The sequence below is a fragment of the Achromobacter sp. genome (genome assembly GCF_032102605.1).
Taxonomy (GTDB): Bacteria; Pseudomonadota; Gammaproteobacteria; order Burkholderiales; family Burkholderiaceae_B; genus Achromobacter.
On sequence record NZ_DAMDGT010000025.1, the window covers coordinates 1 to 25,082 of the forward strand.

Genomic DNA, 25,082 nt, shown 5'->3' on the forward strand with positions numbered 1-25,082 from the left:
CGTCACGGGTGTCGTGCATGACGACTATTGGGCTTCAGATTCCCTCGGGCGCATCTACACGCCCCGCGCACCCCAGGCCGCCGACGCGCCGGGCTCTGGTTGCTGGATCTTGCCGTTCGCTGGGGCGGGCGGGGTTCTTTAGATTCTTTTGGGCGTCGGTGTGGGGCAGGAATGTCTCGCGGGGCCCGCCCCACGCCGGCCGCGCGGGCGGCTTGTGGGGCTTACGCGGTGTCTTGCGTCGGGGTGATGACGCTTCGCGTGTGGCGGCGGTGTTGGTGAGCAAGCCTGTTTTTTTATGCGCCAGAATCCACACCATCAGACAACGCCTAGAGCCATTGAAAGCCGAAATCGATAGCCTTCGTTCGGCATCCGCTTTTCAACACCAGCCTCCCAATTAAAAGACGGATGGTTCTTCAACGAGCCTGGTGCGACTTATCGCACCTGCCGCGCGAAATTTTGGAGTCTGCCTTGACGAATGCCGTAGGTAAGCTCTTTTTGTCCATCTCTCTTGCTTTCGTGGCCCCCGGGAGCCTCGCCCAAAGCGAGGAGACCAACTCCCCTCAAGCCTACAGACGCACCTACGCGCAGAATTACAAGGATATGGTGCTCGCGACATGCCTTACTACTGCCTATAAGGCTTCGGACGAGGTGGGGAAAGACATTGGAAGTTCAGTCAGCGCGTTGCGTGATTGGACCTACTACGATTTGGAAAAGCACCCTGACGCCGTTGAATCCCTGATCAGAAGCTACTTGGGCCGCGATTATTTCAATCCGTTGGTCGAATCGGAAATCAAGGGTGTTCGGTTCGACGTTTTAAAGTGCTTAGACCTCTATCACGGGGAGGAGTTGGATTCTTTAACTGAAGCACTTGTGCTCAATCCCGGCCAGACTAGCCAGCAAGAAAATTCCAGGCGCCACGAATAGACTACGGCGCAGAATTGTTGTGGTGAAACGTGGCGAACCCGGTGCTGTCGTAGCCGCCACTAGCTCATCTAGCGCCCTCGCCGTGCTGTTTTCTTCACATGCTCTCCTGCGTCGCGCCGGCTGATGCGTTTGATGCTTCCGTTTTTTCTTTCGCTTCATCGGCCCGCGTGATGAATTTCCATCTCAGGATCAGCGCTGCGGCGGAGATGATGATGGCAAGGGTTGCGGATAGGGCCATTGCCGCGAGGGTGCCGTGCGTTTCGATGATGAATGCGTACGTGATGGGCGCGGCGGCGGTTAGTAGGAAGCTGGGGATCAGCAGTGATCCGACCAGGGCGCCGTAGCTGCGGAAGTCGAAGAGGGCGAGGGGCAGGGTGCCGCGGGTGATGGTCATCAGGCCGTTGCAGGCGCCGTAGAGCAGGGTGAAGGCGGCGGTGGCGTAGAGGTTGCCGCCGGACAGCAGGGCCAGCAGGAAGCACAGCGGCAGGACGACACCGGCGGCGAGGTTGAGGGTCAGGGGGTGCAGGCGCGCCCCGACGATGACGTCGCCCAGGCGGGCGGTGAATTGGCCGATGCCCCATAGGGCGGCGACGCTGACGGCGGCGGCTGCGGCGAGGCCCAGGCCGGTAAGCAATGAGAAGAGGTGGGCGGCGTTGCCGGCGGCCAGGAAGTTGGTGAGCATTGCCATGATGGCGTACAGCGTGCCGGCCAGGCGGCGTTCGGCGGTGGTGCGGGTGAGGCCTGTCGTGGCGTTGGCGTGGCCGGTTGCGGCGGCGGCGTAGCGGCGGCGCGGCAGCGCCAGGTAGAGCGGTACTGTGGACAGGGCCAGCGCGGCATAGGCAAGAGCGGCGCCGCGCCAGCCCAGCCATTCGGACAAGGCGTGGCCGACGGGCCACATTACGGTGGACGCCAGTCCGCCAAACAAGGTGATCTGCGACATGGGGCGCCGCGCGGCGGGGCCGGCGGCGCGGGCCAGGGATGCGAAGGCGGCGTCGTAGAGGCACAGGCGCATGCCGACGCCCAGCGCGGCCCATGCCGCGAAATACAGATAAAGGGTGTGTGTGGCCGCCAAGAGGGCGCAGCCCAGCGCGGAGAGGATGGCGCCGGCGGGCATGACGACGTGGCCGCCCCAGCGGTCGACCGCCGCGCCGGCCGCCGGTGACACGAGGGCCATGACGACGATGGCGGCGGAGAAGCCGCCGTAGACGAGGGTGGCGTCCCAGCCCAGGTCGGCGGTCATGGCCGGGCCCAGGGCGCCGATCAGGTAGAAGGTGACGCCCCAGCCGACGAGCTGGGTCAGGCCCAGGCAGACGACGGCGCGAGGCCGGATCATGGCCGCTGCGGCGGCGTTGCGTCGCCTTCGCCCAGGCTGCGCTGCATGAGCACGGTATCGCGCCATTCGCCGTGCTTGTGTCCCACCGAGCGCAGCGTGCCTACGGGATGAAAGCCCTGGCTGGCGTGCAGCGACAGGGAAGCGGCGTTACGGCTGTCTCCCACCACGGCCAGCATCTGGCGCCAGCCGGCGGCCGTGCATCGCTCGATCAGCGCGGCCAGCAGTTTGCCGCCGATGCCCAGGCCGGCGCGGCCTGCCTTTACGTAGACGGAGTCTTCCACCGTGTGCCGGTAGGCCGGGCGCGGGCGGTAGGGGGTGACGTAGGCGTACCCCACGACTTCGCCGTTGATTTCGGCCACCAGGTACGGCATCTCTTTTTCCAGCACGCCGGCGCGGCGTTGGCGCATTTCGCCGATGGAGGGCGGCTCCAGTTCGAAGGAGGCCGTGCCGTGCTGGACGTGGTGCGCGTAGATGGTCTTGATGGCGGGCAGGTCGGCTTCCGCGCTGTCGCGGATGAGGACGGTGGGGGTATTGGGCGACATGGAATAAGGCCGTCGGGCGGGTGGCAAGAAAGGGTCAGGAAGACGCCAGTGTGCGGCAAGCGACTTCATTAATAAAGCTTTGGTCCATTATGATTTTCATAAGCAAAACTTTGGATGGACCCGATGCGCGGCCTGAACCTGGACCATTTGCGCACGTTTGCGCAGGTCATCGAACTGGGCAGTTTTTCCGCAGCCGCTGAGCGCGGCGGCGTGACGCAGCCGGCCGTCAGTCTGCAGATCCGCCAACTCGAGCGGCGGTTCGGGCTGAAGCTGGTTGAGCGCGTCGGTCGTCGCGCGGGACCGACGGCGGCGGGGCTGGAGCTGCTGGCGCACATCCGCGTGATCGACGGCGCGCTGGCGCAGGCGGAGCAGGCGATGACCGCCCATGCTTCGCAGGTGTCGGGAAGGATTCGGCTGGGCACGGGGGCGACGGCTTGCACGTACCTGCTGCCGCCGCTGCTGGCGGATCTGCGTCGGCGCTTTCCGGCGCTGGACATTGTGGCCAGTACCGGCAATACGGCGGACATGCTGCGCGGGCTGGAGGCCAACACGCTGGACATCGTTTTGATTACATTGCCCGCGCCGGGCCGCATGTTCCAGGCGACGCCGGTGATGGAAGACGAGTTCGTGGCGATTTTCCCGGCGCGGGATGCGGCGGCCATTCCCGCCGATGTGACGCCGCAGTCCCTGTCCCAATTGCCACTGGTGTTGTTCGAACCCGGCGCGCGCACGCGCAGGCTGGTCGATGACTGGTTCGAAGCGGCGGGCGTGGCGGCCAAGCCCATCATGGAACTGGGCAGCACCGAGGCGATGAAGGAAATCGTGGCGGCCGGACTGGGCTGCGCGGTGTTGCCGCGGCTGGCCGTGTCCGGCGCAGGCCGGCGCGAGGCGCTGGAAGTGCGCTCGCTGACGCCGCGCCTGTCGCGTGACCTGGCCATCGTCCTGCGCCGCGACAAGCCGCTCAGCCGCGGCCTGCGACATCTTCAGGACGCGCTGCTGGCGCTGGGCGGGACTGGGCGGTAGTCGGCGCCGAGCCCCGCGCCAGAGCCGCTCAGACACGTCGCCGGCCCACCGATTCCCAGCCGCCCCGGCCGCCTGTTAGATACCATTTGGCGTCAACGTGCCGCCACCATCGAAAAATGGACATCCCCGCTTCCGCCAAGCCGCGTACGCCGACTGGCCTGGACCTCTATCCCTACGAATCCTCGCGCAGGCCCGTGGCCGGGCTGGCCGTGGACTACGAGGACGGCCATCGGGTGAAGCGCCATCGGCATCGCCGCGGGCAGCTCGTCTATGCGATCTCGGGCGTGATGGTGGTGGATACGGACGCGGGCATCTGGGTCGTGCCGCCCACGCGCGGCGTCTGGGTGCCGGCCTGGGTGCCGCACGGCATCCGCATGAGCGGCGAGCCCCGCATGCGCACGGTGTTCGTCGAGTCAGGCGCCGCAAAGCACCTGCCGACGCAATGCTGCGTGCTGTCCGTGTCGCCGTTGCTGCGCGAGCTGATGGCGGCCGCCGCCGAGGTGCCGCTGGACTGGGCGCCGGACACGCGCGATGGCCGGCTGATGATGTTGCTGCTGGACGAGTTGCGCCAGGATCCCGTGCTGCCGCTGCACTTGCCGCAGCCGTCCGAGCCCAGGCTGGCGCGGATCTGTCGGGCCATCGTGCGGCATCCGGAACGCCAGGATGGCGCCGCGGACTGGGCGCGGGCACTGGGCGTGGATCCGAAGACGGTGCATCGCCTCTTCGTGCGCCATACGGGCATGACGTTTGGCCGCTGGCGCCAGCAGGCGCGGCTGCTGGCCGCGATGGAACGGCTGGCGCGGGGGGCGCGGGTGCTGGACGTGGCGCTGGACCTGGGCTACGAAAGCCCCAGCGCGTTTGCCGCGATGTTTCGCAAAGCCGTGGGTGAATCGCCCAGCGCGTTTGCGGCGCGGGGCATGGCGTCCGCCTGACGGCCGATCGGCGGCCTGCCAGCGGCCGGCGGGCGGTCGGCCCCGGAACCAGCGTATTATTTACCGTTTTGCCGCCCACGCTAACAGTTACAGCCTGAGACAGATCATGCCGCACTACCGTTCCCGCACTTCGACCCACGGCCGCAACATGGCCGGCGCACGCGCCTTGTGGCGCGCCACCGGCATGAAGGATGGCGACTTCGGCAAGCCGATCATCGCCGTGGTGAACTCGTTCACGCAGTTCGTCCCCGGCCACGTGCACCTGCGCGACCTGGGCGCGCTGGTGGCCAAGGAAATCGAAGCCGCCGGCGGCGTCGCCAAGGAATTCAACACCATCGCCGTCGACGACGGCATCGCCATGGGCCACGGCGGCATGCTGTATTCGCTGCCGTCGCGCGAACTCATCGCGGATTCGGTGGAATACATGGTCAACGCGCACTGCGCCGACGCCATGGTCTGCATCTCGAACTGCGACAAGATCACCCCGGGGATGCTGATGGCCGCCATGCGCCTGAACATCCCGGTCGTGTTCGTGTCCGGCGGCCCGATGGAAGCGGGCAAGGTCAAGTCGCCTACCGACGGCAAGGTCATCGCCAAGATCGACCTGATCGACGCCATGATCAAGGCCGCCGACCCCAAGGTGTCGGACGCCGAAGTGGCCGAAGTCGAACGCAGCGCCTGCCCGACCTGCGGCTCCTGTTCCGGCATGTTCACGGCCAACTCGATGAACTGCCTGACCGAAGCCATCGGCCTGGCGCTGCCGGGCAACGGCACCATCGTCGCCACGCACGCATGGCGCAAGGGCCTCTTCGAACAAGCCGGCCGCCTGGTCGTGGACCTGTGCCGCCGCTACTACGTGGAAGAAGACGAATCCGTCCTGCCGCGCAACATCGCCACCAAGAGCGCGTTCCAGAACGCGATGGCGTTGGACGTGGCCATGGGCGGTTCGACCAACACCGTGCTGCACTTGCTGGCCGCAGCGCAGGAAGCTGGCGTGGACTTCACCATGGCCGACATCGACCGCATTTCGCGCAAAGTGCCCTGCCTGTGCAAGGCGGCGCCCGCCACCGACAAGTACCACATCGAAGACGTGCACCGCGCCGGCGGCATCCTGGGCATCCTGGGTGAACTGGCGCGCGCCGACCTGCTGGATCTGTCCTGCGGCAACGTGCACAGCGGCACGCTGGGCAACGCCATCAAGCAATGGGACGTGGCCGGCGGCGCTGGCGAGGAAGCGCAGAAGTTCTATCGCGCGGCGCCCGGCGGCATCCCCACCACGGTCGCCTTCAGCCAGGACGCCACGTTCCTGACGCTGGACACGGACCGCAAGACGGGCTGCATCCGCAGCAAGGAAAGCGCCTACTCGAAGGACGGCGGTCTGGCCGTGCTGTACGGCAACCTGGCGGAAAAGGGTTGCATCGTGAAGACGGCCGGCGTGGACGAGTCGCAATGGGTCTTCACGGGCCGCGCCCGCGTGTTCGAAAGCCAGGACGACGCCGTTGAAGGCATCCTGGGCGACAAGGTCGTGCCGGGCGACGTGGTCGTGATCCGCTACGAAGGCCCCAAGGGCGGCCCGGGCATGCAGGAAATGCTGTATCCCACGTCGTACCTGAAGTCCAAGGGCCTGGGCAAAAGCTGCGCGCTGTTCACCGACGGACGCTTCTCGGGCGGCTCGTCCGGCCTGGTGATCGGCCACGCTTCGCCGGAAGCCGCGGAAGGCGGCACGATCGGCCTGGTGGAAGAGGGCGACGTGATCGAGATCGACATCCCGAACCGCAAGATGCACCTGGCGGTCTCCGACGAAAAACTGGCCCGCCGCCGCGCCGCGATGGACGCGCGCGCCGACGGCTGGGAACCCGTGGGCCGCGAACGCGTGGTGTCGCAGGCGCTGCAGGCGTATGCGGCGTTGGCGACGTCGGCGGATCGTGGGGCTGTGCGGGATTTGTCGCAGTTGAAGCAGCGGGGAAAGCGGTGATGGCCTGACGGTTGTTGCTGGGAAAAAGCGGCGCCTTATGGGCGCCGTTTTTTTTTGCTTGATGGGTTGAGCTTGGCGCATGACTCCCTGTTGTCGATGCAGATTCTGGGCTCGTAATGTCGTAAACGTTCTTCGTAGGCCGCCCGTCGCCGCATTCAAACACCCACACAAGACCTCCCCCCCTCAAACCCCCAGATAAAATCCCCCCACCCGAAACTCCGATCAAACGACCATGTCCCTGAACTCCGAAGCCCTCCGGCTCTTCCTGGGTGTGGTTGACGCCGGTTCTCTCAGCGCCGCGGCGGAAATGCTCGGTCAGACCGCCTCCGGCGTCAGCCGGGGCCTGCAGCGGCTGGAAGAAGACCTTGGCGTCACGCTGCTGAACCGGACCACGCGCCGCATGGAACTGACGGAGGAAGGCAGGCATTTCCTGCCCAAGGCCCGGCAGATCGTTGCGTCGCTGGAAGAGGCCGAGGAATGCATGCGCATGGTGCACCAGCGTCCGGCCGGCCGCCTGCGGGTGGATGCGTCGGTGCCGGTGATGCTGCATTGCGTGGTGCCCCACGTCGCAGAGTTCCGGCGCGCATATCCGGAAATCTCGCTCGAGCTCACCAGCAACGATCGCATCGTGGATCTGATGGAGCATCGCACCGACGTGGCGCTGCGGATGGGGCCGCTGACCGATTCGACGCTGCATGCGCGCGCGTTGCGGCCGTCGCCGCGTTGGCTGATGGCCAGCCCCGAATACATCGCCCGGCGCGGCACGCCGCGCACGGTCGAAGACCTGGCGGATCACGAGGTGCTGGGCTTCACCCAGCCGGAAAGCCTGAACGTCTGGCCCCTGCGCCACGCCGGCGGCACCAGCTACCTGGCGACGCCTACGCTTGCCACCTCCAGCGGCGAAACGCAGCGGCAACTTGCACTGCGCGGCGTGGGCATCGCGTGCCTGTCGGATTTCGTCGTGCGTGAAGACATCCAGGCCGGACGGCTGGTGAAGGTCATGGAAAGCGAATACACGGATTACCTGCAACCCATGCACGCCGTGTATCACCGCAACACGCAGCTTTCGCGGCGCATTGCGTGCTTCCTGGACTTCTACGCGGGCCGGCTCTAAGGCCGGCCCGGCGCCAGAAACTGTCCTGCGTGCGAACCGGCGACGAGTCGGTGTCGAGGGCCCCTCCGAAGTCGAAACAGGCATGCTGCGCGCTACGCGTGCAGCGCCCTCCCAAAGGCCGACAGAACCGATTCGTGCAACGTCTCCGACAGCGTCGGATGCGCGAACACGGTGTGCATCAGGTCTTCCTCGGTGGCTTCCAGCGACGCCGCCACCCCGTAGCCGGTGATCAGCTCGGAAGCCTCGGGATGGATGATGTGGGCGCCCAGCAGCTCGCCTGACTTCGCGTCGAACACCGTCTTCACCAGGCCCCGGTCCTCGCCCATCGCGATCGCCTTGCCGTTGCCGGCGAAGGTGAACCTGCCCACGCGGATGTCGCCACCGCTCTTGCTGGCATGTTCGCGCGCGCGGGCTTCGGTCATGCCGATGCTGGCCACCTGCGGGTAGGAGTACGTGCAGGCGGGGATGCGCAGCGGATCGATGGGGTGAACCGACTTGCCTGCGATGGCCTCCACGCACAGCACCGCCTCGTGGCTGGCCTTGTGGGCAAGCCAGGGTGCGCCGGCCACGTCGCCAATCGCGTAAACGCCCGATTCGCCCGTGCGGCACAGGCCGTCGGTCACGATGTGCGTCTTCTCGACCTTCACGCGCGTCTGTTCCAGGCCCAGGTTTTCCACGTTGCCGACGATGCCGGCGGCAACGATGACCCGGTCGACTTCCAGATCCGACTTCCGGCCTTCCTGCTCCAGCGTCACCTTCACGCCCGTGGCGGTTTGCGACGATGCCGTCACCGCGCAGCGGGTCAGCACGCGGATGCCCTGCTTTTCGAAGGCCTTGCGCGCCAGTTGCGAGATTTCAGCGTCTTCCTGCGGCAGGATCTCCGGCGTCATGTCGATCAGCGTGACCTCGGCGCCCACCGCGCGGTAGAAGCTGGCGAACTCGGCGCCTATGGCGCCCGCGCCCACGACCAGCAGCGACTTCGGGAGGTCGGCGGGCACCAGCGCCTGCCGGTAGGCCCAGATGCGGTCGCCGATGGGCAGCGCCGGCAGCTCGCGGGCGCGCGCGCCGGTCGCCAGGATGATGTGCCTGGCCGACAGCGTGACCCCGGTGTCCAGCGACAGCTTGCCGGATCCGGCCAGTTTGGCGCTGGCGGCATGCACCGTGACGCCATTCTTCTTCATCAGGTGCGCCACGCCCTGGCCCAGCCGTCCGGCCACCTTGCGGGACCGCGCGACCATGGCGGCCAGATCGGGGCGCGCTTCGCCCGCGCCCGTCACGCCGTAGTGCGCGGCCTCTTTGCAGGCGCGCAGCACCGTGGCGCTGTGCAGCAGGGCCTTGGTGGGAATGCAGCCCCAGTTCAGGCAGATGCCGCCCAGTTCGGCGCGCTCCACCAGCACCACCGACATGCCGAGCTGCGCGGCGCGAATGGCGGCGACATAGCCGCCGGGGCCGCCGCCCACCACGGCCACGTCAAACGTCGTCTTCGTCATGGTGTTGCTCACAGCAGGATGCGCACGGGGTTTTCGATCAGCGCGCGGAAGGCGGCCAGCCAGCGCGCGCCGACGGCGCCGTCCACGACGCGGTGGTCGGCCGACAGCGTCACGGTCATGACCGTGGCGGCGGCAAGCTGCCCGTCGTCGTCCACCACCGGCCGGCGCTCGGCCGCGCCCACGGCCAGGATGGCGGCCTGCGGCGGATTGATGATGGCGGCGAACTGGCTGATGCCGTACATGCCCAGATTGCTGACCGTCAACGAGCCACCCGTGAACTCCTCGGGCTTCAGGCGGTTGATCTTGGCGCGTCCGGCCAGCTCGGCGATTTCGCCGGAGACGGCGGACAGGGACTTCACGTCGGCATCGCGCACGATGGGCGTGACCAGTCCGCCGTCGGTCGCCACCGCCACCGAGACGTCGGCGCCGGCGTGGTATTCGATGTCGTCGTCGTGCCAGGACGCATTGACCTCCGGCACCTCGCGCAGGGCCAGCGCGGCCGCGCGTACGATGAAGTCATTGACCGACAGCTTGACCGCGCCGCCGTGGTTAGCTTGCGAGCGCAGCGCCAGCAGCGCGTCCATGCGGCAATCCACCGTCAGGTAGAAATGCGGCACGTGCTGTTTGCTTTCGGTCAGGCGGCGCGCGATGGCTCGGCGCATGCCGGTATGGGGCACGCGGCGCGCGGCGGGGCGGGCGGCAACAGGCGCTGCCGACGCCGGCGGGGCCGCTGCGCGGTCTCGCGCGGCTTCCACGTCGCGGCGCACGATGCGGCCGTGCGGGCCGGTGCCGGTGACGCCCAGCAGGTCCACATGCCATTGCGCGGCCAGGCGGCGCGCAAGCGGGCTGGCGAACAGGCGGCCGCCGGGAACGGGTGCATTTGCGGCCGGAGCGGCGGCGTTGGCTGCTGGCGTCGAAGCACCGAAAGCGGCTGGCTGGGGTGTCGCCGTCGAACCGCTTGTAGCCCTGCTTGACGGCGCCTCTGCGGAAGCGCCTGCGGCGGCCGTCGCAGCGTTGGACATTCCTGCGGCACCCGGCGCGCCGGACGACGCCGCGCCACTCGCGGCGCCGCCATGCTCGGCCAGCGCGCGATCGATCGCCGCCGCATCCTCGCCTTCGGCAATCAGCACGCCGATCACGGTATTGATGGGAACCGAGGCCGAGCCCGCCTGGACCACGATGCGGCCCAGCACGCCCGCCTGTTCGGCGTTGACTTCGACGATGGCCTTCTCGGTTTCGATTTCGGCCAGCGCATCGCCCACGGCGACGCGGTCGCCTTCCTTCTTGAGCCACTGGTGCAGGGTGCCGCCCGAGGCATCGGCGGCAACGGAGGGGAGCTTGATAAGGTATGCCACGATGTTCTTCCTATTCAGCGGCGCCGGCCAGATCGGGCCGGTAGGCGGCGGGGTCGTCGTATTCCACCAGTTCCAGCACGTTGCCTTCGGGGTCGCGGAAGAAGGCCAGCCACGTGCCGGGCCGCACTTCCATCGGCGCGGGCGCGCTGTCGAACACCACGCCCTTCGATTCCAGGCCCCGCACCACGCCGGGCAGGTCGCGCACGATGAAGGTCAGGTAGGCGGCGCCCTGGCGATCCAGGATGGCCGCGCCGCGCACGGCCGCTTCCGGCGCCACGGCGGGCTGCAGCAGCTTGATGCGCTCGCCGTACGGCGTCTGAAGACGCGCCACGTCGTAGCCGTGTGGCGTAAGGCCGGTCGCGCGCGCCTTGTCGGCAGGCACCGTCACGCGGTTCACGAGTGTCAGGCCGATGACGCCGGTGTAGAACGCCAGCTGCGCATCCAGGTCTGCGCAGCAGATGCCGACTTCCATCGGCACGGTCATGTGCAGGGCGCTCATGGCTGTTCCCCCAGGTCTGCCAGCACGTCGGCCAGACCCGCCATCACCTCGTCGGTGTCGGCGAAGGCCGCGCGTTCGAGCACCTTCGAGATGCTGGGCGAGGCTTCACCGCCCGTGACGCGCTTGACCGGCTGGTCCAGCCAGTCGAAGTAGCGGCGCTGGATCTCGTCGGCCAGCATGGCGCCGTAGGACGTGCCGCGCGCGCCTTGCTCCACGATCAGCACGTTGTTGGTCTTCTGGATGCTGGCGCCGATGGTGTCCCAGTCCAGGCTGGCGCGGTCCAGCGTGCGCAGGTCGATGACTTCCGCGTCCACGCCGGCCTGCTCGGCCGCTGCCAACGCGCGGCTGACCATGGACAGATACGTCAGGATGGTGACCTTGCCGCCTTCGCGGCGCACTTGCGCGCGGCCGAAGGGGATGGCGTAGTCCAGATCGCCGTCGGGCACGTCGCCCGACGAGGCGTACAGGTCCACGTGCTCGATGACCAGCACTGGGTCTTTGGAGGCCAGCGCCGTGTTCATCAGGCCGACGTAGTCATGCGGCGTGGACGGCGCCACGATGCGCCAGCCGGCCGCTGTGGCGAAGATGCCGGCCGGGTCCATCGAATGCTGCGAGCCGTAGCCCGTGCCCATCGCGACCTTGGTGCGCAGCACGAAGGGCACGTCGATGTCGCCGCCGAACATGTGCCGCGCCTTGCCGATCTGGTTGAAGATCTGATCTGCCGCGACCCACATGAAGTCCGGATACATGAATTCCACGACCGGCTTGTAGCGGCCGTCCATCGCCAGTCCGCCGCCCAGTCCGGCAAAGGCGTTCTCGGAGATCGGCGTGCCCAGCACACGGTCCGCGTACTTGTCCTTCAGGCCGCGCGTGGCGCCGTTGGTGCCGCCTTTCAGGCGATGCACGTCCTCGCCCAGCACGACGACGCCGGGGTCGGTTTCCATGCGCCGGTCGAGCACGTCGGCCACCGCATCGACGAACTTGCGCGTCACCTTGGCGCCGGTGTGATCGGCGGCTTCCTGGTAGCGCAAGCCGGCCAGTTCGGAACCGTCGCTGCGCAGGCCCACGTCGTGGAAATCGGGGCTGGGCCACAGGTCGGCGCGCACGCGGCGCTTGCCGCCGTCAGCGGCTTCCGTCAGGCGGCCGGAGACTTCCTTCATCACGTCCTTGCAGCGCTGGCGCAGGGCATCCACCTCGGCCTGCGTGACGAGCTTGCGGGCGATCATTTCCGACGCGATGCGGTCCAGCGGATCGCGCAGGCGCCACTGCGCCTCTTCGTCCTTGGTGCGGTAACCGAAGGCGCTGCCGGGGAAGGGGCCGTTCTGGTGGAAGAAGCGGTAGACGTCCACTTCGACGATGGTCGGACCGTTGCCGGCGCGCATGTGCGCCACGGCTTCCGACATGGCCAGGTGCACGGCCAGCGGGTCCATGCCGTCGACCTTCCACGAGGGGATGTTGAACGCCAGGCCGCGCGCCGAGAGGCGCGGTTCGGCGGTGGATTCTTCCACGGTGGTGGACACGGCGTAGCGGTTGTTCTCGATGAAGAAGCACAGCGGCGTCTTCCACGCGGCGGTGAGGTTCATCGTTTCCAGCACGGACCCGATGTTCACCGCGCCGTCGCCGAAGTAGGTCACGGCCACGCGGTCGGTGCCGGCGTGCTTGTGCGCCCAGCCCGCGCCCGCGGCCAGCGGCACGCCGCCGCCCACGATGGCGTTGGTGCCCAGCGCGCCCGCTTCCAGCCAGCGCAGGTGCATGCTGCCGCCGCGGCCGCGGCAGTAGCCGTCGGCCAGGCCCATGATTTCGGCCAGCGTCTTGTGCAGGACTTCGTCGATGGCCGGCGTGATCGGGTTGCGCGGGTCCAGGCCCAGCGGCGCGACGTGCTGCAGCGCCTTGGCCAGGAATTGATGGTGGCCGCGGTGCGAGCCGTTGATCTGGTCGCCGGCGCCCAGCGCCAGCACCGACCCCACGGCGCCGCCTTCCTGGCCCACCGACGAGTGCGCGGGGCCGTGCACCAGGCCTTCCGCGGCCAGTTCCAGCACCGCCTCTTCGAAGGCGCGGATCCAGTGCAGCTGCGTCAGCATCGTGCCCAGCAGCGCGGGATCAGCCTGCTGCCAGTCCGAGGCATCGGCCGTCAGTTGCCGCCAGGGCGCCTGGGGCTCAAGCGGTTGGTAGGTGGCCATGAATGAATCTCCAGAATGTTTTTGGTCGTCGGTGCGGTTAAAGGTAGCTGTAGCGGCTCCAGCCGCCATCGGCCACCAGGGTGTGTCCGGTGATGTAGGCGGCCTGGCGCGACGCCAGGAAGACCGCCAGGTCGGCCATCTCGGCCGGCTGCGCCATGCGGCGCAGCGGGGTGCGTTGCTTCAGGCGGTCGGGGTCCAGGCGGCCGCGCGCCGCCAGGTCGCGCACCAGATCGGTCTCGACGTAGCCGGGCGCCAGCGCGTTCACGCGCACGCCCATCGGGCCCCATTCCACGGCCAGGGTTTCGGTCAGCAGCACCACCGCGCCCTTGGTGGCGCAGTAGGCGGCGCGGTCGGGCGCCGCCACCACGCCGTACATCGAGGCCAGGTTGATGATGCTGCCCGCGCCCGCCGGCACCATGCGCCGGCCCGCGGCCTGCGCGCACAGGAAGACGCCGGTCAGGTTGATGTCGACCGCGCGGCGCCATTCGTCCACCGTCACGTCCAGCGTGGGCTTGTTGGCGGAGATGCCGGCGTTGTTGACCAGGACGTCGATGCCGCCCCAGGCCGCTTCAACCTGTGCGAAGGCGCGCTCGACCGCGTCGGCGTCCGTGACGGATGCCTGCACCGCCATGGCCTGCGCGCCGGTGGCGGTCAGGGCCGCGACGGCTGCGTCCAATGCGCCCGCGTCCATGTCCATCAGCGCGACGCGCGCGCCCTGGCGCGCAAAGGCCTGCGCCGTGCTGTAGCCGATGCCTTTCGCGCCGCCGGTTATCACGACCGACTGGCCGCGCAGCTCGGCATGGATGACTTCAGTGGTGTTGTCCAAGATGTTTGCCTGTAGGGGATGAGTACGTGGCCGGCTAGACCGCCAGCCATTCCTGGACGACGTCCTGGCGCTCATGCAGTTGCGCGGGCGGTCCTTCGAACACGATGCGGCCGTGGCCCATCACGCTGACGCGCGTGGACACCTTCAAAGCGATGGTCAGCTTCTGTTCCACCAGCACGACGGATACGCCCTGCTTGTGGATATCCCGGATGACGTCGGCGATGACTTCGACGATCTTGGGCGCAAGGCCTTCGGTCGGCTCGTCGATCAGCATGACCTTGGGATTGCCCAGCAGCGACCGGCACATGGTCAGCATCTGCTGTTCGCCGCCGGACAGGTTGCCGGCCTTGGTGTTGCTGCGTTCCTTCAGGCGCGGGAAGTAGTCGAACATCTGCGCCACCGTCCAGAACGGCGCGTCCTCGCGCCGGGGCTGTTCGCCCATGCGCAGGTTCTCGTCCACCGTCAGGTTGGCGAAGACCTCACGTTCCTCCGGCACGAAACCCACGCCGGCGCGCGCGATCTCGAACGGCCGCTTGTTGGTGATGTCGCGGCCTTCGATGGCGATGCGTCCGCCCGTCACGTCCACCAGGCCCATGATGCTCTTCATGGTGGTGGAGCGGCCCGCGCCATTGCGGCCCAGCAGGCTGACCACTTCGCCGCGTCCGATCGACAGGTCGATGCCGTGCAGGATGTGGCTCTTGCCGTAATGGGCATGCACGCCCTGCAGCGACAAGAGGGAAGATTGCGTCGTCATACCGTTTCCTCTCCCAGGTAGGCCTCGCGCACGCGGGCGTCGCCGCGGATGTCGGCGGGGGTGCCGGTGGCCAGGATTTCGCCGTAGACCAGCACGCTGATGCGGTCGGCCAGGGAAAACACCACCTGCATGTCGTGCTCGACGATCAGCAGGGTGCAGTCGCGCGTCACTTCCTTGATGAGTTCGACCGTGTAGTCGACTTCGTGCTGCGACATGCCGGCCATGGGTTCGTCCAGCAGGATGACCTTCGGCCGCGAGGCCAGCGTCATGCCGATTTCCAGCGAACGCTGCTCGGAATAGTTCAGGTCGCCGGCCGCCGTGTGCTGCTTGGCCGTCAGCCGCACCTTTTCCAGCAGGCGGTCCACGTCCTCGTTCACGGCGCGGTTGCGCGCGATGGGCCGCCAGAAGTTGTAGACCAGCCCATGCATGCGCAATACCGCCAGGCGCAGGTTCTCGCGCACGGACAGGCGCGGGAATACGTTGGTGATCTGGAACGAGCGGGCCAGGCCCAACCGGTTGATGGCCTCGGGCGCCAGGCCGCCGATCGAACGCGAACGCAGGCTGATGTCGCCCGACGTGGGCGCGAAAGAGCCCGACATCAGGTGGAACAGGGTGGACTTGCCGGCGCCGTTGGGGCCGATGACGGCGTGGCGTTCGCCGGCTTCGATCGCCAGGTTCACGCCGCGGATGATCTGCGCTTCGCCGAAGGACTTGCGCACGTCGGTCAAGGTCAGGATTTCGTGGCTCATTTGGCGGGCTCCAGCAGAGGGGCGGGTTCACCGGCGTCGCGCCACAGGGCCAGCGCCCAGCGGCAGGCGGCCAGGCCGGCGGCGAACAGCGCCAGGGGCAACAGCCAGGTCGAAACGGCAAGCGGCGCCCAGTCCTGGCCGAACAGCGGGATGGCGGGCCAGCCGGCCTCGGGATTCATGGCGAGCAGGGCGCGGTAGTCGCGGGCGAACATGCGCTGCAGGAGTTCCACCGTGAAGACGGTGGCGCCCGTCAGAAGCAGGCCGCCGGCCACCGACACGGCGGCGCGCGGCAGCCAGTTGGCCAGGCCGCGCTCGCGCAGCGACTTGGCGGCGCGTTGCACCAGGCCGACCAGGCCATCCGGCACGAACAGCATCACCAGCACGAACAGGATGCCTTGGTACAGCAGCCAGGACCGCGTGATGTCGGCCAGCGTCTGCGACAGGAAGGTCAGGATGGACGCGCCCAGCACCGGACCCAGGAACGCATTGACGCCGCCGATGTAGGCGAAGAGCACCGCGTCGGTGGACAGCTTGACCTCGAACAGCACGTAATTGCCGGCCTCGATGTTCAAGGCCTGGAGGCCGCCCGCGATGCCCGCGAACATGGCCGACAGCGCGAACACCATGGTCTTGAGCGCGTGCGGCCGGTAGCCCAGGTAGCGCAGCCGGTTGGCGTTTTCGCGCAGGCCCAGCGTCAGCCGGCCCAGCGGCGTGCGGGTCAGTCCGTACAGCGCCGCCAGCGAGATCAGCACCCAGGCTAGCACCAGGAAATACACCTCGATGTCCGAGCCGAAGGTGAAGCCCCAGGCGGGCATGCGCATGGCGGACACGCCGGCTTCGCCGCCGAAGACGCCCTTCAGGTGCGGGGCCAGCGCGTGCAGCAGTTCCGCCAGCGCCAGCGTGATCATCGAAAAGTACACGCCGGACCGCATCGTGGCGAACCAGCCGGCGACCAGGCCGAACAGCAGGCCGGCCACGCCGCCCACGAGCGGCATCAGGGGCGTGGGCAGCAGGCCCGCGCCGCCCAGCGCGTTCATGGCGTGGATGGTGGCGAAGGTGCCGACGCCGAAATACGCGGCATGGCCAAAGGACAGCATGCCGCCCTGGCCGGCCAGCAGGTTGAAGGCGCAGGCGAACAGCGCGGCGATCAGCATCTGCACCGCGGCCACGAGCTGGCCCGGAGGCAGCAGCCACGGCAGCGCACACAGCGCGGCGACGCACAGGATCAGCAGCAGCGCGCCGGTGACGCGGCGGGTGGGGGGAACGGGGTGGTTCATGCCTGCTCTCCCTTCAGGCCCGAGGGCTTGACCAGCAGCACCACCAGCATCAGCAGGAAGGGCAGGGTGGCCGCCAGGCTAGAGATTTTCACGGTCATGAGTCCTCCGACGCTTTCCGCCCATTCCCGCGCGCCGAACAGGCCGAACAGGGTGGCGAGGCTGGCGTCGATGCCCACTGAAAAGGAGCTGATCAGTCCGATCAGCAGCGATGCGATCATCGCGCCTTCCAGCGAGCCCAGCCCGCCCACCACGACCACCACGAACACCAGCACGCCCAGTTCCAGCGCCATGTTCGGGTTGGTGGTGTAGAACGCGCCCGCGACCGCGCCGGCCAGGCCGGCCATGGCGGCGCCCACGCCGAAGACGCTCATGAACACCAGCGGCACGTTGTGCCCCAGGGCCTCGGCCATGCGCGGACGGTAGATGGCCGACCGCACCACGATGCCCACGCGGGTGCGCGACAGCAGCAGGTAGATCACGGCGAACATGGCCAGCGACACGCCGCCCATCAGCAGGCGGTAGAAGGGATAGTCCGCATCGAACACGCGGAACGCCGCGAAGTTCAGGAATTGCGGCACGCGGTAGTCGACGGGAAAGTCGCCGTAGAACAGCTTGATCAGTTCGGCGACGATGAACGCCAGGCCGAAGGTCACCAGCAATTCCTGCGCGTGGCCGAACTTGTGGACGCGGCGCAGGAAGAAGCGCTCGACGCCCATGCCCAGCACGCCGGCGATGATCGTCGCCAGCACCAGCGCCGTCCAGAAGCCCGTGACGGGCGTCAGGGTATAGGCCGCGTACGCGCCGATCATGTAGAACGATGCGTGCGCGAAGTTCAGCACACCCATCATTCCGAAAATCAGTGTCAGGCCTGCCGACACCATGAATAGCAGCAGGCCGTAGATCACGCCGTTCAACAGCGAGACGGTAAAGTATTCCATGTCCGCTCCAGGATTCTTGTGCGGGACGCCAGGCGTCCCGCGAGCGATTGCGCACGTTGTTTTTGCCCGGCCCGCGCCGGGAGTGCGCTTGTCATGTGCGGGCAATGGCGGAACGGACGAGCGTGGTCAGCGCGCCGCCCGCCTTGCCCCCATCAGTTCGGACGCTGCATCTTGCAGGTGGCCTGCACCGGCGCGGACACGTCCGCCGCGGCCAGCACCTTGACCGGCTCAAAGCCCATGTCGGTGCCGTCGGCCTTGTACTTGGCGTTCTTGCCCACCTTGGACACCACCATGGGCAGCTGCACCTGGTGGTCTTCGGCACGCATCGTGTAGTCGCCCAGCGCCGAGGTGTAGGTCACCTTCTCCAGCGCGCGCGCCAGGTCGGGCACCGACAGCTTGCCGTCCTGCGGCTTGACCTGTTTCAGGGCCTCGCCCAGGAAGCGCACGCCGATGACGGTCTGCGGTTCGGTGTAGCTGGGGTAGTGGCCGGTCTTCGCCTTGTAGTCCTCGGCGAACTTGGCGCCTTCCTCGCCGGCGGCCTCGATGTTGTACGGGTGCGCGATGTAATGGCCCATCGCGACGTCTCCGGCGTTGGCCAAATTGCCCACCTGGTCCAGGAACACCGTGGCGAAGCGCACTTTCAGGCCGGCGGCCTGCGTGGCCTTCATCAGCAGCAGCAGGTCGTTGGACCAGTTGCCGGTGATCACGGTGTCCGGCGTGGCCGAACGGATGCGCGCGACGTAGGGCGCGAAGTCCTGGATCTTGTTGACCTCGTGCAGCGTCTTGCCCACCACTTCGTAGCCGTATTCCTTGGAAAAGCGCTCGGTGGCGCCTTCCATGTCCTGGCCCCAGGAGTAGTTCTGGTTGATGGCGTACACGCGCTTGCCCAGCGTGCCGTCGGCGGACATCACCGACGCCAGCGCCTTCACGCGCAGGTCGGCGTTGGTGGTGAAACGGAAGTGATAGAAGTGGCACTTCTGGCCGGTCAGCTCAAGCGCTTCGCCGCCCACGTTCAGGAACACGACTTCCTTGCCGGGATTGCGCAGGTTGTGCTTGCGCACGTCTTCGGTCAGTTGGCCGGAAATGGCCGACGACGAACCCTGCACCAGGATCTGCACGCCTTCGGCGGCGGCGGCGCGGAAGCGGTCGGAGGCGCCCACGGGGCCGCCCTGGTTGTCGAACTCCACCAGCTCCAGCGGCTGGCCGTTCCAGCCGCCGGCCGCGTTGATGCGGTCCAGCTCGTATTTGACGGCGGCGCGGAACATCAGGCCGGTCGAGGCCTGCGGGCCCGACAGCGTTTCGATCAGGCCGATCTTGACGGGCGCGGCCTGGGCCGAGGCGGCGAGTCCGGCCAGGCACAGCAGGCCGGTGGTGAATACCAATTTCATGCGTGTCTCCTCCGTGGGACGGGAGTGGTGATTTTGTTGATCAGGCTGGCACGCAGGCCGCAGCGCCCGCGTCCCCGAAGGGTGTGCAGGCTGGGCGGAGCGGGAACGAGGGAATGGCGCGCACCAGCGGCGCGCAGTGCGCCGTGGCGGAGCGCCGGCCGGGCAGGGCATGAAGCCGCCGGGGCGTCTGGACGTGCGCGATCGGGCGTGCCGATAGCGCGGATGCGGTCATGCTGCCGGTGAAATTCACCTGGTAGTCCCCTGCCTGTTATGCGGCGTGGCGCCGTGTGTTTTTCCAACGAACTTGCCTGAAAGCGGCAGTTGATTTACGCTTTGTAGACAAGTTGTCAGGCAACTTTATCAAGTTGTCCGATAAATCATAGGGCAAGCGTTTTTCTCGTGTCAAGCAACGGATTCAGGAGTCCAATCCGGATTGCACGGCCAGCGCGAAAGGCAGGCAGGCCCGCTCAAAAAACAGCAAACAGGAGACAGGATGATTTCGTTCGAAGGGCAGGTTGCCGCCATCACGGGCGCGGGCAACGGCATCGGCTTGGCCACGGCGCGCCTCATGGCCGCGCACGGCGCGCGCCTGGTGCTGACCGACATCGACGGCGCCCGGCTGCAGGAGGTCGCGGCCGAGCTGGATCCCAGCGGGCAGCGCGTCTACACCCACGCGCTGGACGTATCGGTGTCGCACGATTGCGAGCGCGTGTTCGAAGCGGCCGCCCGGCATTTCGGCGGGCTGGACCATCTGGTGCACTGCGCCGGCATCTACCCCGAACAGCTGGTCAAGGACACCAGCGACGAAGCGTGGCGCACGCTGATGCGGATCAACCTGGACGGCACGTTCTACGCATGCCGCGCCGCCCAGCGCCATCTGCGCCACGACGGTTCCATCGTCCTGTTGACGTCGTTGGCGGCGCAGCGCGGCAGCTATGCGCACGCGGCCTATTCCGCATCCAAGGGCGCCGTGCAAAGCTTCACCCGCAGCCTGGCCCTGGAGCTGGCGCCGCAGATCCGCGTGAACGCGGTGGCGCCCGGCATCATCGCTACGTCCATGACGCATGACCTGATCGGCCAGAAGGGCGCGCAGCTGCTGGAAAGCACGCCGCTGCGCCGCTTCGGCACCGCCGAGGAAATCGCCGGCACGATCGCGTTCCTGTGCTCGCCGCTGGCTGCCTTCGTGACGGGCGAGGTCATGCAGGTCAATGGCGGCATCTATATCGCGTAAGGTGCCTCCGCGCGGCGCCCCGGGAGAACCGGCAAAAATCCTATAATTTTCAAGGGCGTCGCCGCGCAAGCAGTATCGGAACCACCACGCGAGATATCCCTATAAACATGGCGGCCGCGTCAACGCGCCGCCCTCACGTTCCCACGATTCCCATGCAGCCCAGTCAAGAACAAGACCCGCCCCGCGCCGCGCCCCGGAGTTCGCTGTCCGCGGCGGTGGCCGACGCCCTGGCCGACCAGATACGCCAAGGCGTTCTGGCGCCCGGCGACCGCCTGCCCACCGAAAAGCAGCTGACCGAAATGCATTCCGTCAGCCGCGCCGTCGTGCGCGAGGCCCTGGCGCGCCTGAAGTCCGAAGGACTCGTGACGTCGCAGCAGGGCAGCGGCGTATTCGTCGACCCGAACTTCCAGAAAAATGCGTTCCGCATCGCCGCGCCCACGCCCGGCGACAACCAGGACCTGGAACACATCCTGGAACTGATGTTGTCCATCGAAGTGACGGCCGCGCGCTACGCGGCGCAGCGGCGCACCGAATCCGACCTGAAGAAAATACGGCAGGCGCTGGTGGGCATGGAGTACGCGCTGATCAACGACAAGCTGGGCGACGAAGAGGACTACCAATTCCACCAGGCCATCGTCCAGGCCACGCATAACCCGCATCTGGTGGCGCTGAACGACTACCTGGAAGCCAATGTGCGCCGCGTGATCCGCAGCGCCCGCAACAACACGGCGCGCAGGTACGCCGAGCGCATGGCCGCGGTGCAGAGCGAACACCAGGCCATTTTCGCGGCCATCGAATCGGGCGACCCGGACGCGGCCGGCCGCGCGGCCGAACAGCACCTGCGCAACGCGGCCGACCGGCTGCGGCTGTTCCAGGCGGAACGGCCGGCGCCGGTCTGAGGCCTTACGCGAAGGTCTGTTCCATTTCGCGGCGGAACTGCACCGCCGTCGAACGTTCGTCGTATTCCACGTCGCGCCAGCGGATCGCCTGCGACTGGCGCACCGGATTCTTCAGCTTCACCTGGTTCGACAGCCCCAGCGGCAGGTAGCCTTCTTCCACGGAGTCCGGCGCCGGCATCAGGCGTCCGTAGACCGTGTAGCCGCCTTCGCCGTCCAGGATCTGACCGGGCTGCAGGTCGCGCTTGGCCGTGGCGACGACGTCGCCGTGCCAGCCGGCCGGGGCGCCCGTGGGTTCGCGCCGCAGGCCCACGCTGGCCACGCTGATGCCCAGTTCCAGCCCGATCAGGTGATAGGGCTTGTACATGGCGGTGAAGTTGCCGCTGGGGTCCGTCACCAGGCCGTATTCCTGGAAGCAACGGCGCACGTAGTCGCTGTCGGCCGCCAGCGTCACGTACACGCCCCAGCGCAAGTCGCGAAAGACCGGCCGGCCGTCGCGTTCCAGCGACGAAATCACCTCGACCTGCCCGCGATGATGCAGGATGCCGCCGTCCTCGCGCGGGCGCAGCACCCGGGCCAGGTCGTCCACGCCGCAAGGCGGAAAGTGCAGGCCCGACGGCGAAGGCAACAGGCCCGTGGCGTTGGAGACGGCCGCCATTTCGATGGCGCTCTTGGTGCCGTCCAGGAAACTGTTGAACATCTGTGCGTTGAAGTCGCCGGCCGCCACCATTTCGGCGGTGAAGCCGTAATAGGGCCAGACGGTATCGGGCGTGGACGTGTGGAATTCCGGCAGGTATTTGGTGCCCTTGCCGGCGGCCATGACTTCAAAGCCGCTGGCGCGCGCCCAGTCCACCATTTCGCAGATCAGCGCGGGCTGGTCGCCGTAGGCCAGCGAATAGACGATGCCTGCCTCGCGCGCGCGGCGCGCAAGCAGCGGGCCGGCCAGCGCGTCGGCTTCCACGTTGACCATGATGATGTGCTTGCCGTATTCGCAGCACGCCAGCACGTGGCTGATGCCCGCCGCGGCCTGGCCGGTGGCGTCGATGACGATGTCGACGTCGGGACTGGCGATGACCGCGCGGGCATCGTCGCAGAAATAGACCTTGCCGTTCTTGTACGCATCATTGATGCTGCCGGCGTTGAGCGCGCCGGCCGGCCAGCCCACGCGCGTCAGCGCGGCGCGGGCGCGGTCCGGCACCAGGTCCGCCACCGCAACCAGGCGCATGCCCGGCGTCCGCGGGGCCTGGCTCATGAACATGGCGCCGAACTTTCCGGCGCCCAATAGTGCAACACGCAAAGGCTTGTGGTCGGCTTCTCGCTGCTTGAGCAGACGGTGCAGATTCATGGCGCGGGCTCCTCCTGGGTGGGGCGTACGACTCCACAGGATAGTCCCAAACGATGACGGCTGGACAGGATTCAGGCGTCTGCCGTATAGAGCTCTCCGGCCAGCACATTGCGCCAGTTCTGCCACGTGATCCGCGGCCGGTCCGTCACCTGCCGGTTATAGGGCGCGTCGAACAGGATGTGCTTCCAGCGCGGCCGCGCGGCGCCTTCGATATGGGGCTTGTCGTCGATCAGCAGATGGCCCTGGACCAGCGTCTTGTCCTTGGTCAGGATCAGCCGGTTGGTGGCCTCGCGGCCCAGGTGCTTTTCCACCCACAGGTATTTTTCGGCCACGCAATTTTCAAACTGCGACAGTGGCGACGAACAGATGCGCACGTCCATGCCCAGGGCCATCAGTTCCTTTACGGCGTCCAGCGCGCCCGGCACGGGCGGCAGGTTGCGGATGAAACCCGGGGCGGTGTAGATCGCCTCGGCCATGCCGCGTAGTTCGGGGGCGTAGTCCTCGCGGATGTGGAAGGATTTGCGGTCCTCGAACTCCACCGGCGGGATGTCCGGGTGGCGCTCGCGCCAGGCATCGATGAAGGCGTGTTCAAAATCGGCCAGCACGCCGTCTTGATCCAGCAGGATGATCATGGTGAACCCAGGAATTGGCAATCTTGGGATTGTGCCCTAGCCCTCGATCGGGCGGGATTGCGCCACGATGCGGTAGCGGCTGCCGCCCGTCAGCGATTCCGATGCGACCAGCACCATGCGGTCATAGCGCCACGCCAGCGGCGCGGGCGCTTCTTCGGGCGGATGGGTGTGAGTAATGTTGCGCAGCAGCGTCACGTGCGGGCGGAAAGGCTGGACGGGCGGCGCCAGCCCGTAACCGCCCAGCCATTGCCATAGTTCATCGTGGGCGGCCTGCAGGCCGGCGGGCGTTTCGCCCGGGCCCGCCCACAGGATGCGCTGGCGGCCGAACACGCCGAAGCGTTCCAGCGGCACTTCGCCCGGCGGCAGCCGACGTTCTGGCGTGGCGGCCGCCAGCTCGTCCGCCAGGGCGGCGTCAACAGGCCCCAGAAAAGCCAGCGTCAGGTGCAGCGTTTCGGTGCGCATGGGGCGCCCGCCCCAGGTCAGCCGCGCCTGCTCCGCCCAACCGGCAAGCGACGCCGCCAGCGCGGGCGACGGCCACAGGGCGAAGAAAAGGCGGATGGCGGACATGGGGTGATTGTAGGGGCGGGCGGCAAGCTGTGAACGGCCGGCCACACCCGTCTTGCGCCGCGCGCGGATTCCACGCGACGGGCACGCCAATGAAAACCGTGGCCTACGAATGCGCCTTACGCGACGCGCGTCACCTGCGCGAAATCTTCACTTGCAGGCTTGGCGTGTCGCCCCGCCTGCATCGCGCAAGCTTCGGAATCCAGGCGGCCGTCTTATTTGCCGGCGGTTTCGGGCTTCGGGCGTCGCGTCAGCCCGGTATCGAAGCGTTCAACCCCGGGCCGCGCCGCAGCGGGCCGGGCCGGGCGGTCGAAGCGTTCCACGCCAGGGCGGTCGAATCGTTCGACGCCCGGGCGGTTCAGGCGCTCCACGCCTGGGCGATCGAAACGTTCCACCCCGGGTTGGGTGAAGCGCTCGACCCGCTGGGGCGTGGCCGTCTTGGCCGCGGCGCTTTGTGCGGCCGCTTGTTCGCGCTTGGCGATGAGCTCTTCGGCGCGCTGGTGGTGAGGGGCCATCTTGCGCACCATCACGCGGCCGTCGCGCGGGAAGTAATTGATGCGGCGCGCATGCACGTCGCCCAGATCCTGCGCCTTGACGGGAATGCCTTCGATCCTGAGGTAATTCAAGACGAATTCGCCATTGCGTTCGCCGATGTTCATCTGCTGCATGGCCGCCAGCACTGCGCCGCCGCCGAACACCTTGGCTTCCAGGCGGTCGCGCGAGGCGCCTGCCTTGAGCAGTTCGTTGATCAGCACTTCCATGGCGAACGCGCCGTAGCGCATGGTGGCCGACGCGGGCGACTGCATGTCGCCTTCCGGCAGCATGAAGTGGTTCATGCCGCCCACGCCCGTGATCGGGTCGTGGATGCAGGCGGCGACGCATGACCCCAGCACGGTCGAGATCATCAGGTTTTCATTCGTGACGTAGTACTCGTTGGGAAGTACTTTCACTGCCTGACATTGGAACGCGCTGTCAAAGTAATGACGCGTTGCGCGGGCTTCAAGACGTGCGGCCATTGGACTGATATTTGGGCAAAAACGGCGATTGAGACACTAGAAATGCAGACAGAAGCGGTGTTTGTATCAAAACATGTACAAAAATGTCGCTTTATTCTT

Annotated in this window: 23 protein-coding genes; 7 read left to right on the forward strand and 16 right to left on the reverse strand. The window is 67.3% G+C overall.

The genetic code is table 11. From position 1 onward, the window contains the following. The first annotated feature begins 468 nt into the window (after nucleotides 1-468). Nucleotides 469-924, forward strand: coding sequence for a type VI secretion system amidase immunity protein Tai4 (locus tag RT614_RS28485; protein WP_313625886.1), 456 nt, complete (start codon nucleotides 469-471; stop codon nucleotides 922-924). A 94-nt stretch (nucleotides 925-1,018) separates the two neighbouring features. Here the strand turns inward: RT614_RS28485 and RT614_RS28490 are convergent, their stop codons facing one another. Both RT614_RS28490 and RT614_RS28495 read right to left on the reverse strand, forming a co-directional pair. After that, a complete protein-coding gene (locus RT614_RS28490; protein WP_313625888.1) occupies nucleotides 1,019-2,257 on the reverse strand; it encodes an MFS transporter in 1,239 nt (412 codons plus the stop codon). After that, nucleotides 2,254-2,799: an N-acetyltransferase family protein gene (locus RT614_RS28495; protein ID WP_313625889.1), complete on the reverse strand. Its 546-nt coding sequence runs from the start codon at nucleotides 2,797-2,799 to the stop codon at nucleotides 2,254-2,256. The genes RT614_RS28490 and RT614_RS28495 overlap by 4 nt, the downstream gene beginning before the upstream one ends. Nucleotides 2,800-2,922: 123 nt before the next feature. Here RT614_RS28495 and RT614_RS28500 point away from each other — a divergent pair, with 123 nt between their 5' ends. The 4 genes from RT614_RS28500 (at nucleotide 2,923) to RT614_RS28515 (ending at nucleotide 7,843) form a co-directional block, all read left to right on the forward strand. Then, nucleotides 2,923-3,822: a LysR family transcriptional regulator gene (locus tag RT614_RS28500; RefSeq protein ID WP_313625945.1), complete on the forward strand. Its 900-nt coding sequence runs from the start codon at nucleotides 2,923-2,925 to the stop codon at nucleotides 3,820-3,822. A 116-nt stretch (nucleotides 3,823-3,938) separates the two neighbouring features. Beyond that, the gene (locus RT614_RS28505) at nucleotides 3,939-4,754 is read left to right on the forward strand and encodes a helix-turn-helix transcriptional regulator (RefSeq protein ID WP_313625890.1); all 816 of its coding nucleotides are present in this window, start codon (nucleotides 3,939-3,941) and stop codon (nucleotides 4,752-4,754) included. A 106-nt stretch (nucleotides 4,755-4,860) separates the two neighbouring features. Further along, nucleotides 4,861-6,729: a dihydroxy-acid dehydratase gene (ilvD, locus tag RT614_RS28510; RefSeq protein WP_313625892.1), complete on the forward strand. Its 1,869-nt coding sequence runs from the start codon at nucleotides 4,861-4,863 to the stop codon at nucleotides 6,727-6,729. Nucleotides 6,730-6,961: 232 nt separating this feature from the next. Beyond that, complete coding sequence (locus RT614_RS28515) at nucleotides 6,962-7,843, forward strand: LysR family transcriptional regulator (RefSeq protein ID WP_313625893.1); 882 nt, start codon at nucleotides 6,962-6,964, stop codon at nucleotides 7,841-7,843. Nucleotides 7,844-7,935: 92 nt separating this feature from the next. On the opposite strand, the gene lpdA is transcribed toward RT614_RS28515, so the two are convergent. From lpdA to RT614_RS28565, 10 genes are all read right to left on the reverse strand, one after another. After that, on the reverse strand, nucleotides 7,936-9,333 hold the full coding sequence (gene lpdA, locus RT614_RS28520; RefSeq protein WP_313625894.1) for a dihydrolipoyl dehydrogenase: 1,398 nt from the start codon (nucleotides 9,331-9,333) through the stop codon (nucleotides 7,936-7,938). An 8-nt stretch (nucleotides 9,334-9,341) separates the two neighbouring features. Further along, a complete protein-coding gene (locus RT614_RS28525; RefSeq protein ID WP_313625896.1) occupies nucleotides 9,342-10,688 on the reverse strand; it encodes a pyruvate dehydrogenase complex dihydrolipoamide acetyltransferase in 1,347 nt (448 codons plus the stop codon). Nucleotides 10,689-10,698: 10 nt separating this feature from the next. Continuing rightward, complete coding sequence (locus RT614_RS28530; protein WP_313625898.1) at nucleotides 10,699-11,187, reverse strand: VOC family protein; 489 nt, start codon at nucleotides 11,185-11,187, stop codon at nucleotides 10,699-10,701. Continuing rightward, nucleotides 11,184-13,367 carry a thiamine pyrophosphate-dependent enzyme gene (locus tag RT614_RS28535; RefSeq protein ID WP_313625900.1) on the reverse strand — a complete coding sequence of 728 codons (2,184 nt, stop codon included), beginning with the start codon at nucleotides 13,365-13,367 and terminating at the stop codon, nucleotides 11,184-11,186. Before RT614_RS28535 ends, RT614_RS28530 begins: the two co-directional genes overlap by 4 nt. Before the next feature lie 37 nt (nucleotides 13,368-13,404). Next, nucleotides 13,405-14,193, reverse strand: a complete 789-nt coding sequence (locus RT614_RS28540) for an SDR family oxidoreductase (protein ID WP_313625902.1) — start codon at nucleotides 14,191-14,193, stop codon at nucleotides 13,405-13,407. Nucleotides 14,194-14,227: 34 nt separating this feature from the next. After that, nucleotides 14,228-14,947, reverse strand: a complete 720-nt coding sequence (locus tag RT614_RS28545) for an ABC transporter ATP-binding protein (RefSeq protein WP_313625904.1) — start codon at nucleotides 14,945-14,947, stop codon at nucleotides 14,228-14,230. Next, a complete protein-coding gene (locus RT614_RS28550; protein ID WP_313625906.1) occupies nucleotides 14,944-15,696 on the reverse strand; it encodes an ABC transporter ATP-binding protein in 753 nt (250 codons plus the stop codon). The genes RT614_RS28545 and RT614_RS28550 overlap by 4 nt, the downstream gene beginning before the upstream one ends. Further along, on the reverse strand, nucleotides 15,693-16,973 hold the full coding sequence (locus RT614_RS28555) for a branched-chain amino acid ABC transporter permease (RefSeq protein WP_313625907.1): 1,281 nt from the start codon (nucleotides 16,971-16,973) through the stop codon (nucleotides 15,693-15,695). Before RT614_RS28555 ends, RT614_RS28550 begins: the two co-directional genes overlap by 4 nt. Next, nucleotides 16,970-17,911: a branched-chain amino acid ABC transporter permease gene (locus RT614_RS28560; RefSeq protein WP_175234835.1), complete on the reverse strand. Its 942-nt coding sequence runs from the start codon at nucleotides 17,909-17,911 to the stop codon at nucleotides 16,970-16,972. The genes RT614_RS28555 and RT614_RS28560 overlap by 4 nt, the downstream gene beginning before the upstream one ends. Before the next feature lie 152 nt (nucleotides 17,912-18,063). Then, nucleotides 18,064-19,299 (reverse strand): branched-chain amino acid ABC transporter substrate-binding protein, encoded by a 1,236-nt coding sequence (locus RT614_RS28565; RefSeq protein WP_313625909.1) that lies wholly within the window; start codon nucleotides 19,297-19,299, stop codon nucleotides 18,064-18,066. Between the two features lie 493 nt (nucleotides 19,300-19,792). On the opposite strand from RT614_RS28565, the gene RT614_RS28570 reads away from it, so the two are divergent. Beyond that, nucleotides 19,793-20,530, forward strand: coding sequence for an SDR family NAD(P)-dependent oxidoreductase (locus tag RT614_RS28570; RefSeq protein ID WP_313625910.1), 738 nt, complete (start codon nucleotides 19,793-19,795; stop codon nucleotides 20,528-20,530). A gap of 152 nt (nucleotides 20,531-20,682) precedes the next feature. Continuing rightward, complete coding sequence (locus tag RT614_RS28575) at nucleotides 20,683-21,429, forward strand: FadR/GntR family transcriptional regulator (protein ID WP_313625912.1); 747 nt, start codon at nucleotides 20,683-20,685, stop codon at nucleotides 21,427-21,429. Between the two features lie 4 nt (nucleotides 21,430-21,433). Here the strand turns inward: RT614_RS28575 and RT614_RS28580 are convergent, their stop codons facing one another. From RT614_RS28580 to cheD, 4 genes are all read right to left on the reverse strand, one after another. Next, nucleotides 21,434-22,771 carry a flagellar biosynthesis protein FlgA gene (locus RT614_RS28580; RefSeq protein ID WP_313625913.1) on the reverse strand — a complete coding sequence of 446 codons (1,338 nt, stop codon included), beginning with the start codon at nucleotides 22,769-22,771 and terminating at the stop codon, nucleotides 21,434-21,436. Between the two features lie 71 nt (nucleotides 22,772-22,842). Next, nucleotides 22,843-23,403: a 5'-3'-deoxyribonucleotidase gene (locus RT614_RS28585; RefSeq protein ID WP_313625915.1), complete on the reverse strand. Its 561-nt coding sequence runs from the start codon at nucleotides 23,401-23,403 to the stop codon at nucleotides 22,843-22,845. 36 nt (nucleotides 23,404-23,439) lie between these two features. After that, entirely contained in the window at nucleotides 23,440-23,970 is a 531-nt protein-coding gene (gene thpR, locus RT614_RS28590) for an RNA 2',3'-cyclic phosphodiesterase (RefSeq protein WP_313625916.1), read from the reverse strand. Nucleotides 23,971-24,182: 212 nt separating this feature from the next. After that, entirely contained in the window at nucleotides 24,183-24,983 is an 801-nt protein-coding gene (gene cheD, locus RT614_RS28595) for a chemoreceptor glutamine deamidase CheD (protein ID WP_313625918.1), read from the reverse strand. Nucleotides 24,984-25,082: the final 99 nt, after the last annotated feature.

What these genes read in the sequence shown, in the direction of transcription:
- RT614_RS28575 (WP_313625912.1), top strand. Translation starts at nt 20,683, where the DNA reads ATGCAGCCCAGTCAAGAACAAGACCCGCCCCGCGCCGCGCCCCGGAGT.
- RT614_RS28505 (WP_313625890.1), top strand. Translation starts at nt 3,939, where the DNA reads ATGGACATCCCCGCTTCCGCCAAGCCGCGTACGCCGACTGGCCTGGAC.
- RT614_RS28490 (WP_313625888.1), bottom strand. Translation starts at nt 2,257, where the DNA reads ATGATCCGGCCTCGCGCCGTCGTCTGCCTGGGCCTGACCCAGCTCGTC.
- RT614_RS28500 (WP_313625945.1), top strand. Translation starts at nt 2,923, where the DNA reads ATGCGCGGCCTGAACCTGGACCATTTGCGCACGTTTGCGCAGGTCATC.
- RT614_RS28555 (WP_313625907.1), bottom strand. Translation starts at nt 16,973, where the DNA reads ATGAACCACCCCGTTCCCCCCACCCGCCGCGTCACCGGCGCGCTGCTG.
- RT614_RS28515 (WP_313625893.1), top strand. Translation starts at nt 6,962, where the DNA reads ATGTCCCTGAACTCCGAAGCCCTCCGGCTCTTCCTGGGTGTGGTTGAC.
- RT614_RS28550 (WP_313625906.1), bottom strand. Translation starts at nt 15,696, where the DNA reads ATGAGCCACGAAATCCTGACCTTGACCGACGTGCGCAAGTCCTTCGGC.
- lpdA (WP_313625894.1), bottom strand. Translation starts at nt 9,333, where the DNA reads ATGACGAAGACGACGTTTGACGTGGCCGTGGTGGGCGGCGGCCCCGGC.
- RT614_RS28535 (WP_313625900.1), bottom strand. Translation starts at nt 13,367, where the DNA reads ATGGCCACCTACCAACCGCTTGAGCCCCAGGCGCCCTGGCGGCAACTG.
- thpR (WP_313625916.1), bottom strand. Translation starts at nt 23,970, where the DNA reads ATGTCCGCCATCCGCCTTTTCTTCGCCCTGTGGCCGTCGCCCGCGCTG.
- RT614_RS28560 (WP_175234835.1), bottom strand. Translation starts at nt 17,911, where the DNA reads ATGGAATACTTTACCGTCTCGCTGTTGAACGGCGTGATCTACGGCCTG.
- cheD (WP_313625918.1), bottom strand. Translation starts at nt 24,983, where the DNA reads ATGGCCGCACGTCTTGAAGCCCGCGCAACGCGTCATTACTTTGACAGC.
- RT614_RS28495 (WP_313625889.1), bottom strand. Translation starts at nt 2,799, where the DNA reads ATGTCGCCCAATACCCCCACCGTCCTCATCCGCGACAGCGCGGAAGCC.
- ilvD (WP_313625892.1), top strand. Translation starts at nt 4,861, where the DNA reads ATGCCGCACTACCGTTCCCGCACTTCGACCCACGGCCGCAACATGGCC.
- RT614_RS28580 (WP_313625913.1), bottom strand. Translation starts at nt 22,771, where the DNA reads ATGAATCTGCACCGTCTGCTCAAGCAGCGAGAAGCCGACCACAAGCCT.
- RT614_RS28565 (WP_313625909.1), bottom strand. Translation starts at nt 19,299, where the DNA reads ATGAAATTGGTATTCACCACCGGCCTGCTGTGCCTGGCCGGACTCGCC.
- RT614_RS28545 (WP_313625904.1), bottom strand. Translation starts at nt 14,947, where the DNA reads ATGACGACGCAATCTTCCCTCTTGTCGCTGCAGGGCGTGCATGCCCAT.
- RT614_RS28585 (WP_313625915.1), bottom strand. Translation starts at nt 23,403, where the DNA reads ATGATCATCCTGCTGGATCAAGACGGCGTGCTGGCCGATTTTGAACAC.
- RT614_RS28570 (WP_313625910.1), top strand. Translation starts at nt 19,793, where the DNA reads ATGATTTCGTTCGAAGGGCAGGTTGCCGCCATCACGGGCGCGGGCAAC.
- RT614_RS28530 (WP_313625898.1), bottom strand. Translation starts at nt 11,187, where the DNA reads ATGAGCGCCCTGCACATGACCGTGCCGATGGAAGTCGGCATCTGCTGC.